Below are 9613 nucleotides of genomic sequence, written 5' to 3'. Positions count from 1 at the left end.
GTCAGGACACCTCCGAGTGGTCGATCCGGGCGGCCGGCGGCCGCGCGGCGAAGCGGGCGGAACCGGTGCTCCGCGTCCGGGCGTTGGCGGCCGGGCCGTGGCCGGCCAGGGCGGCGAGCAGGGCGCCCTCGCGCGCGGCGGAGCGGTGCCCGCCGGTCGTCGCGGCGGCGGTGTCCGGCATGGGCCGGCCCGCGGCGTCGGGGTCGTCGATGACGATCCGGTCGTAGGACTCGTCGCCTCCGGCGGCGGCGAACACGGTGAGCCCGGCGTCCGGCAGGTCCGTCCCGGCCGGGACCACGAGTCGCCGGCCGGCCTCGCGGCGCTCGGACTGCGGCCGCTGGACCATCTCCGGCATCGTCAGGTCGAAGAACTGGCCCGGCGCGTAGTAGTCGTGGATCGGGTCGCCGAGAGCGCCGGGCCGTCCGCCGAAGCGGAACGAGGTGATCTCGAAGCGGTGGGCGCCCCGGACGCGGCTGGTGCCCAGGCGGTCCAGGTCCACGCCGAGCGGCAGCAGGTTCTGCCGGACGCCCAGGACGGTGCCGGGGTGCATGACTACCTGCCCGGCGGGCGGCTCGGGAGTGCTGAGCGAGGCCATCTCGGCGCCGGTGTCGGGAGTCGTGACGTCCCAGGTCGCCGGCTGCTTCAGCGTCTCCAGCAGGAGGAGCGCCGCGTTGACGGACGCCGGCTGCTCCTTCTCGGTGGGGTCGCCGAGCACCTTGTCGATGCGCTTGCTGATCTCCCAGCACAGCAGGTGGACGGTGACCTCGCCGTGCGCCCGCCACGGGCCGGGCCCGCTGATGCCGGCGCGCAGGGTGAGGGCGAGCAGGGTCCGGTCGCCCCATTTGACCGACGCGGTCACGCCGAGCTCGGCGGTCAGCCAGAACGGTTTGAACTGGATGAGCGCGTCCAGCCAGGCGCGGCCGTCCACGGTCAGTTCCGAGAACTCGAAGTGCAGGATCAGCGCCCCGCCGAACTGGACGTTGTTACTGGTGACGGCCAGGTACGCCTCGACGCGCAGCAGGTCGCCGCTCTTCTTGAGGTTGATGGAGAAGCGTTTGAGCTCCGGGAAGCCCACCGGCCGGGGGAAGGACGGATGGAAGCCTCCGATGGAGATCGCGAAGTTCTTCTCGCCCTTCCACCGCAGCCGCAGCGCCATGTCGCCGCTGACCGGGCGGCCGAACAGCTTGGAGTCGACGAGGCTGCCGTCGAGGGACACCTCTCCCGCGGCGGGGTCGAGCGTGCCGACCACGTCGAGCTGGAACCGCCCCGCCTCCCGGAAGTTGATCACCAGTCGGCCCAGCGTGATCAGCCGGACCGGCTCCGGGAACTCGACCATGATGCCGAGATCGGCGCGGACGACCCCGGCCAGCCATTCCAGCCGGGCCATGATCCCGACGAGCGTGCCGGTGGGATCGGGCGGGAACATCCGCCCCAGCGTGGCGATGACGGCCGGCGCGTTGCCCACCGGATCGGCTGGGAACAGCACCGCGTCCAGGCTCCGCGACCGCGTCGCGTTGCGCAGCTCCTCCAGGTTGGCGCGCCGGTTGAGGCCGAGGACGGCGCCGAGCCCGGTGAGGGTGATGCCGGCCGGCAGCACCAGGCCGGGACGCCACTGGAACGATCCGGACACCAGCAGCGAGTAGCTCTCGCCCCCGTCGCGCCCGGTGAGCGGTTTCCCGTCCGGGGTCCTGGTGTTGAGGACGGCGACCGCCTGGAGGCGGAACCCGCTCGAACCGGGCGCGACGCCGCCGGCCATCCCGAACTGGAAGGCCCCCGAGTACATCCCGCGCGGCTCGTCGATGGACAGGTACCCGCCGCCGTCCACCACGCCGAGCAGCAGGTGGAGCCCGAGGCCGGACGGCGCCTTGAACCGCGGTGCCAGGTTCGCCCCGCCGAGGTTGCCGCCGTCGTCGGGGAAGGTGAGGTCGGCGGCGATGCCGACGTCCTCGACGACCGCGGTGAGCCTGCCCACCCGCACCGAGACGGTGGCGGTCGCCCACGCGGTGACCGCCTCCTCGGCGAGGGACGCCTCAACGCCGATCCGGACCAGCTCCGGGCTGATCCCGAGCACCGAGCCGTGCACCGGGAACTCCGCGATCAGGCCGGCGGCTCCGGTGAGGTGCAGGCCGGCGCGGTGCGACCACGCCACCCCCAGCTCGAACGGGATCGACACCTTGCGGTGCGGCAGGACCCGCTTGACGAAACCGTCGCCGTCGCCGCCGGCGAGGACGACCTCCGCCCGGCCGGCCCGCACGCCGATCTCGATGTCGTCGCGCCCGAGGCCGAGCGCGGCGCGCAGCGCGAGCACCAGCTCGCCGACCGCCAGGTGCACGCCGTCGGGCGCGCCCACCACCCAGGCCGGTTCGTCGGGCGCCGAGATCCGCGCCACCTCCGCCGCGATCCGCACCCCGGGGTCCGGGCCCGCCACCGTGACACCACCGGGGCCGAACGCGAACGCGTCGGCGGACACCTCCATGTCGCCGCTGACGTTCCAGTCGCCGGCCCGGCCCACCACGTGCGCCGCCACCCGCGGGATGACGATCAGCGCCGGTCTGCCGTCGATGAGGCCGAGGCCGAGGTTCGCCCCGAGCTCCACCTCGTTTCCGCCGGCCGTGTCGGGGATGCGGGCCCGCACCGACAGCAGGTGGCCGGCCAGCCGCTCGCCGTCGGGCCCGAGGTCGGGTCCGATGCCGGGCCGGATGCCGCAGTCCGCGTCCAGGCCAAGGCCCCGCAGCAGCGCCGCCGCCTTGGGCAGGATGCGGGCCGCGGCCCGGTCGATCGCCTCCGGCGTGTCCAGCCCGTCGGGGACGTACAGCGACCGGAAGTACGCCCCGGGGTCGGACAGCAGGTCGATGAGCCGCTCGGGATGGACCTCGGTGCGGCGCCGCGGCAGCCGGATCGGGTTGTCGCCGGGCGGCATCGGCGGGCTGGGCTCCTCCTGGTCCGCCGCCGGTGTCACAAGGCCCAGCAGCGCGGCGGCCGGGAGCGTCCAGCGGGCACGGCGCGCCAGGTAGGCGGCCGGCAGGTGGTTCAGCAGGTCGCCGACCATGGCGTCGAACAGCTCGTCCGGCACCTCGCCCTCGATCTTGGGCGGCAGGGCCTTCAGCGGCCCGGCGGCCTCGCCGAGCTTCTGGAACGCCTTGATCACGCCGCCGAGCGAGTCGCGCGGCAGTTCGGCGGCGACCTCGGCCATGTCCTCGACCGCGCGGCCGATTCCGTCGGCCCACTCCTGGAACGCCTGCGAGTCGTACCCGATCAGCGGGCCCAGGTCCCAGCCGAGCGCGCGCAGCAGGTGGTTGCGCCGCCACGGGTCGGCCGCCGCCCGCGCCGGCTCGACGTAGAGGGCGAACTCGGTGAGGATCTGGGCGAGGACGCTGCGCTCCGGCTCCGCCGCCGCCCCCGCCTCCCCTGGCGTTTCCGTCGTGTCCTTCATCTCCGTCACGGCTGCCTCCTGGGCAGGTCGTCGATGTCCAGCAGCAGGGAGCGGCGCAGCCCGGACAGGTTCCGCTCGGCGGGGGGCAGCGCCTCGACCGGCAGGGTGTAGCGCGTCCCGGTGGGCCAGGACGGCCAGTTGCGCACCGACTCGACCGGTGCCGCGAGCGCGGCGTGCGTCGCGGTCGCGGCCGCCAGCGCGGTGATGAGCGCGGTCTCGTGGTCGTCGGTCCAGTCGTGCGCGGGACCCGAGAAGTCCGGGCCGGTGGCCTTGGCCGCCTCCAGCACCTGGTGCAGGGGCGTCGCGGCCCGCCCGGCGAACCGGCTCTCGGGCGGCTCGGCCGCGCCCGGATCGGCCGCCGACAGCACGAACCCCGGTTGGAGCAGGTGCGCGCAGCCCAGCATCCCCGCCGCCCGCTCGGAGGTGAACAGGTCCCCCACCCGGGCCGGGCGCGGGTTGCCGTCCGCGCCGCGCACGTGCTGCACGGTCGCCGGCGCCGCCGGGCCGTCCCACGGCGCGGCCAGCAGGTCGTGCAGCCGCTGCCGGGCCGGTTTCCAGAAGCTCCGGCGGACCGCGGCGTCCGTGCGGGTCGCGGCGACGAACCGGTACACCCAGTGCCAGTCGCGGAACACGCCGAGCGAGAACTCGTGCGCCAGCGGGGCGCCGGGCTTGCCGTTCTCCCCGGTGAGCGTCGGGCGCGACCGGGGCACCCGCAGCCCCGTGTCGAGCAGCCCGCCGCCGTCGGGACCCCAGCCCGGCAGCGGGACCAGCCCGCCGCCCGTCAGCGCGTCGAAGGCGTCGCGGTCGGTGGCGCGCAGGAAGGCCAGGTAGGCCCACAGCTCACCGGACCATTCCCGGCGCGGCCGCACGGTCGTGACCGGCGGGAACGGGCCGTCGCCCGCCCAGCCGAACGGCCCGAGCCGCAGCAGCGCCGCGTCGTTGGCGGTGACGGCGTCGAACCAGGCGCCCGCCGTCGCCTCGGCGGCGGCCCGTAGCACCTTGAACGTGGACAGCCGCCTGGCCACGCGCTCGTCGGAACGGCCGGCGACCAGCTGCGCCAGGGTCGGCCCGGACGGACCGTCGGGCAGCCGCGGCAGCAGGTGCTCGGGCAGCAGCTCCGACCGTCCCGGCACCACCGGCCCCGGCCCCTGCGGGTACGAGGGGTCGACGGCGACCGAGCCGAGCGGCGTCAGCTCCGGATGGCCGGGCGGCGCCGGACCCACGACGGCGCCCGCGACGTCCCGCGCGAACAGGGCGGTGGACGCCGACACCTGCCCCGTCCCCCACACGTTGGGGTCGACCAGCTCGGTGAGGGCCGTCCCGGCCGTCCGCCAGCCCTCGACCACCACCGGGCAGCGCCACCGGTTCCGCTTCCATCGCGCGATCGCGAGCTGGGTGGCCAGGTCGGCGACCCCGCTCACCGGCCCGGCGTACCGGTCGGCGGCGGGCACCTCCACCGGCGCCAGGCGGTCGGAGTAGCGGACGGCGGCGGCGCCGGTGTCACGCGCCGCGCGGGCGCGCCGGGCATAGGTCTGGAACTCCCGCACCATGCGGACGGTGTCGGTGTCGTAGTTCCCGTAGAGCGGCGGCGGGGCGCCGAAGCCGAGTTCCAGCAGGTCCTTCTGCAACCGCTCGACGGCCGCCCCCGCGGTGACGACCGACGCCGGACGGCGCAGCCCGTCGTAGACGGCCTCGTCGGCGCCGCGCGCGTCGTGGTCGAACTCCCGCAGCACGAAGCCGTAGGGGATGTCCTCGGTGAGGGACGCGCCGAACTCCATACCGACCTCGAACGTCGTCAGCGGGCCCGGCTCCGGCCGGTCGCCGAGGTGCCACCAGAGGGTCTGCGTGGCCTTCTTGGCCTCGCCGTCCCCCCACGAGAAGCGCAGCTCCCCGAGGTTGCAGTGGCCGACGATCTCCTTGCCGCCGCCCCAGTCACCGAGGTAGCCGTCGAGGTCGCGGGAGGCCGCCAGGTACTCGGCCAGCGCCTCCGGCCCGGTCTTGCCGGTCGGGTCGCCGACCGGGACCGGAGTTCCCGCGGGCCGCCGCGGATCGGCCTCCTCGTGCCGGACGAACCGCGTGGCCAGCCGCCAGTCGGGCCGGGCGGTCAGCATCCGTCCCGGGGTCAGCTCGCCCACCGACGGTTTGCCCTGCACCCACCAGCCGACCGGATCGCCGCCGGTCAGCGGCACCTCCACGCCCACCTGGCGGCGCGCCCCGCCGCGGTCCTCGGCGGCCCAGCCGACGTAGTGCAGGTGCGGGACGCCGTCGCCGATCTCGTAGCCCGTCCGGTGGAGCATCCTGGTCAGGCGGGCCTCGTTGCGCAGCGCGCTCGCCACGAACGTGGCCAGCACCGCCTCGGTCCGGTTCTGCCCCTCGTACGGCCTGCTCCGGTCGGGGCCGCAGGCGTACGGGAGCACCGCCGAGAACCGGGTCCGCTCGGCGAAGCCGTAGTGGATGTCCCCGCCGATCAGGACGAGCCGGCGCCGCCGTACCCCGTCGGCACCGGGCGGCGCCGCGGCGCAGAGCCGGCCGAGCGTCTTGTGCATCGAGGCGTCGTCGTGGAACCAGGCGTCCTCGGCGTCGGCCTCGTACCGGCCGGCGAATCCCTTGACCAGGGGCTGGACGATCTGCTCGACGACCGGCACCCCCAGGAACGCGGTCGGCTGCGCCACGATCGTCACCGCGTCGTCGCCGAGCGGCGGCTCGGCGCCCAGCATCGCGTCCAGCGGGCCGTCGTCGTACAGCAGCACGCCCCGCTGGCCGAAGTAGCGGCGCCAGGTCCGGGTGTCCAGGACGACGAGCTGGTACCGCGGCCAGGTGATCGTGTAGTGGTAGGCCAGCATGTCCGCCGCGGGCGGCTTCACCTGGACGCCGTACTTCAGCTCCAGCGGCAGCCCGAGGCCGGTGCGCAGCACCAGGTCGTCGGCGGCGCCGGGCGCGGCCAGCCAGCGCTCCAGGGCGCCGAGCACCGCGCGGCCCGGCGTGCCGTCCGCGAACCGCCCGGGCGTGTTGCCCCAGTGCTGGAACACCGCGTAGGCGGCCAGCGCGTTGCGCACCATCCGCCGACCGAGCCCGTCGGCGATGACGGCCTTGGTGATCCAGTCGGTGCCGATGTTCCAGTCGTCGGAGACGTCGTGGTCATCGAAGATCATGTATGTCGGCGTGTTCGCCAGCGCCCGGCGGACCAGGCCGAGCCCCTCGCGGAACTCCTCCAGCCGCACCGCGTCCTCCCGCCAGCGGACGAACCGTTCGGCGATCCGCTCCTGGTGCTTGAACGGCCGGTAGGGCAGTCCCCGCACGATCAGGCTGTGGACGTCCTCGCCGGGCCTGCGCCGCGCCGGATCCTTCAGGATCGCGGTGTCCTCGGGGAAGACCTCCTCGAACCTCGGCACGGTCGCGTCCCACAGCACGTCCGACCAGACCAGCAGGTACATCCCGGCGTACTCGCGGAACGACATCAGATGGCTGTCGCAGTCTCCGGAGGTGAAGTGCGCCTGCCCGCGCACCACGCCGGCGCGCAGCCCGGGGCGCAGCGCCGTGTCGGCCGGCCCGCCGTCCGCCGGGAGGGTCTCGGCCGCCATCCCCAGCCGCGCGGTGACCCGCTGGATCATCACCAGCAGCGGATCCGCCACGTTGTCGGCGTAGATCTGGTCCCCGGTCATGATCATCTGTTGCGGTCGCCGGTGCGGGTCGGCGACGTCCACCCGCACGATGTGGTCGAGCGCCGGCAGCAGGTCCCGCCCCTCGGCGTGGGGCCGGCGGCACGACCCGTGGAAGACGCGCAGCCTGTTCGGGTCGTCCGGCGGGGTCGGGAAGGTCGGGTAGCCGGGACCGCCCGGGTAGGTGAGCGCCCGCGCCGCCTCGGCCGGGTCGGCGTGCACGACACCCGCGTCGAAAAGGCTCGCCCGGCCTGGACCGAAGTCGAGGTCGTAGCCGTACAGGCGTCCCGCGGCCAGCGCCCCTTGCACCGTCACCGCGACGATGTGCAGCGACTCCCCCAGCCGGACCGTCGGCATCACGGCCGCCATCTCCGGCGCGCCTCTCGGATACCCCGGCCCGTCTCCGACGGGGAACACCCGGAGCGTCACCTGGCAGCGTTCCCGCACACCGACGATGACGGTGACGCTCGTCCGGTCGACCCGCCGGACCATCGGCCCGAACAGCACGAACGGCGTCGTGGAAGCGGTCTCGCCCACCTGTGGCCCCCTCGCGTGCGCAGGGGAGCCACGCCACGAGAGAGGCCGGGTTCCCGCACCCGGCCCCCTCGGCCGCCGCCGATCACAACGGACTCCCCCTGAAGTCCGCCCGCCCGGCAGGGCGCGTACGCCGTCCGGAACGAACGCCCCAACCCTGCCGGTGGCGGCCGCCGCCGAACATCCCTGACCTCAGGTATTCAACGCACCCGCTCCACTTGCGGGTGGCGGCTCAAACCGGTCCGGCGCCAAGAACTCCCCACACAATGAGATCTGGTTCATGAGCTGGTGGGCGTTGGCTGGAGGCCATGGGCCGCAAGCGACGGCCACCCCCATGGATCGCGTCCGACGAGCTGCGGGCCCGGCTCGAACCGATGCTGCCGATGGTCCGGCGGCGCTACCACTACCCGGGCCGGGATGGGTGGGGAACCGGCGTGGTGCGCGGCCAGGTCGACGTCGTCGGGACTGCGGTTGGCGTGGGACAGGCGGTAGCCATAGCCGGTGGCCAGGATGGTGGCCAGGGTGGTCTTGCCGGTGCCGTCACAGCTTTCCAGCACCATCACCGGATGGTGCGCCGCCCAGGCCGCAACGAACCGGTGCGCGGTCCTGGTGGAGAACGCGGGCGGGTCACTCACGACGCCTGTGCCGCCGTTGCAGTCGCGGTGAGGTGGATCAGTTCCACGGGATGGCGCATCGAGCCGAGCCATCGCGGCACGGGCCAAGTGGTGGCCGACAGTCCCTCGGGGACCTGACGGCTCGCATGCGCATATTTCTTCAATACCGCCGACGCGGGTTCCCTCCATGATCATGCGGTCCGCTTCATCAGGGAAGGAATGACGTGAAACTCAGACAGACCCTCGGCGCGCTGGCCGTCGCGGTGTCGGCCGCGACCGCCCTGCCCGTCGCGGCGACGCCCGCGACCGCCTCCAGCTGGCAGCTCGTCGCCAGATACGGCGAACGGGACGAATGCGAGTACAGGGCTCTGTACTACATCGACGGCTCGATCGGGCACGAATGCCGGTGGAACGCCTACGACGTGTGGTGGGAGCTCTGGATCGGCCCCTGACGACGACCGCCGCCGGCCCCTCCGGGTCGGCGGCGTCCTCGGGCACAGCCCAGCCGGCCGGCGCATCCTCCGCCCGGGCCGCCAGCATGGACGCTGGCGCGGAGGACTCTCTGCCATCGAGGAGCGCGTGCAACGCGCGCGCAGGCCGATCCAGATGAACACCACGCTCACCAGGGCCACGGCCAGGTTCACGCCGAGCGCCATGTGAATGCGGGTGAGCTCCGCGCTGCGCGTCGCGGCGACCGCACTCCGGCTGTTCTCGGCGACCACGCATGACGCCTCGGCAGGGACGGTGGCGGGTATGGAGGTGCCGCGCCGGTCGGTGCGCCGATCGCACCCAACCGCCCGCGACCGGTTCAGAACCGGCTGGTCTCGTCAGTGCGGGCCATCGAGCGCACCTGCTCAGCTGTTTTCCCCTGGGTCCTACGTAGGTCTGCGCCACACAGGTCCGCACCGGTCAGGTCCGCACGGGTCAAGCGCGCGCGGGCCAGGCGCGCGCGGGCCAGGCGCGCGTCCCACAGGTCCGCGTGGATCAGGTTCGCGCGGGTCAGGCGCGCACTGGTCAGGTCTGCGCCGGTCAGATCCGCGCCGGTCAGATCCGCGCCGGTCAGGCGGGCGTGAGCCAGGTGGAGTTGACCCAGGTCAAGGGTGCGGCGTTCGGGCCGGTGGGGGCGGGTGGCCAGGGCGGTGAGGGCGGCCTGCACGTCGGCGTCGGGCCGGTCAGGCAGCCGCGGCCGCCAGCCCAGGCGCGGGCCGTCCTGGTCCTGGTGCCGGGCGGCGGGGGCGCGGCGGCGGATGAGGGTCTCCAGCACCTCGATCACATCGTCGTGATGGGGGGCGGAGTCCCGGGCCACGTGGTCCAGGGCGTAGACGCCGCCCGGTCGCACGTCCATCTGTTCTGAGCCTAGCCGTTCCAGAGCC

At 74.1% G+C, this 9613-nt stretch carries 5 protein-coding genes; 1 reads left to right on the top strand and 4 read right to left on the bottom strand.

Features of this window, described 5'->3' with window-relative positions:
• Position 1: 1 nt before the first annotated feature.
• From AKI01S_RS21145 to AKI01S_RS50755, 3 genes are all read right to left on the bottom strand, one after another.
• The gene (locus AKI01S_RS21145; protein WP_369688733.1) at positions 2-3433 is read right to left on the bottom strand and encodes a DUF6603 domain-containing protein; all 3432 of its coding nucleotides are present in this window, start codon (positions 3431-3433) and stop codon (positions 2-4) included.
• Positions 3434-3438: 5 nt separating this feature from the next.
• Positions 3439-7629: a peptidoglycan-binding protein gene (locus tag AKI01S_RS21140; RefSeq protein WP_067820520.1), complete on the bottom strand. Its 4191-nt coding sequence runs from the start codon at positions 7627-7629 to the stop codon at positions 3439-3441.
• Positions 7630-7904: 275 nt separating this feature from the next.
• The gene (locus tag AKI01S_RS50755) at positions 7905-8186 is read right to left on the bottom strand and encodes a hypothetical protein (protein ID WP_157419981.1); all 282 of its coding nucleotides are present in this window, start codon (positions 8184-8186) and stop codon (positions 7905-7907) included.
• Positions 8187-8464: 278 nt separating this feature from the next.
• Between AKI01S_RS50755 and AKI01S_RS21135 the strand changes: the two genes are divergently transcribed.
• Positions 8465-8692, top strand: a complete 228-nt coding sequence (locus AKI01S_RS21135) for a hypothetical protein (protein WP_067820518.1) — start codon at positions 8465-8467, stop codon at positions 8690-8692.
• 356 nt (positions 8693-9048) lie between these two features.
• Here the strand turns inward: AKI01S_RS21135 and AKI01S_RS21130 are convergent.
• Positions 9049-9613, bottom strand: a 565-nt coding sequence (locus AKI01S_RS21130; RefSeq protein WP_218009759.1) for a pentapeptide repeat-containing protein, incomplete at its 5' end; no start/stop codon positions are given.

Source organism: Actinomadura kijaniata NBRC 14229, from assembly GCF_001552175.1.
Classification (GTDB): domain Bacteria; phylum Actinomycetota; class Actinomycetes; order Streptosporangiales; family Streptosporangiaceae; genus Spirillospora; species Spirillospora kijaniata.
The sequence above is the reverse complement of the archived record's forward strand: the minus strand, read 5'-3'. Positions and strand labels throughout refer to the sequence as shown.

What these genes read in the sequence shown, in the direction of transcription:
- AKI01S_RS50755 (WP_157419981.1), bottom strand. Translation starts at nt 8,186, where the DNA reads ATGGTGCTGGAAAGCTGTGACGGCACCGGCAAGACCACCCTGGCCACC.
- AKI01S_RS21145 (WP_369688733.1), bottom strand. Translation starts at nt 3,433, where the DNA reads ATGAAGGACACGACGGAAACGCCAGGGGAGGCGGGGGCGGCGGCGGAG.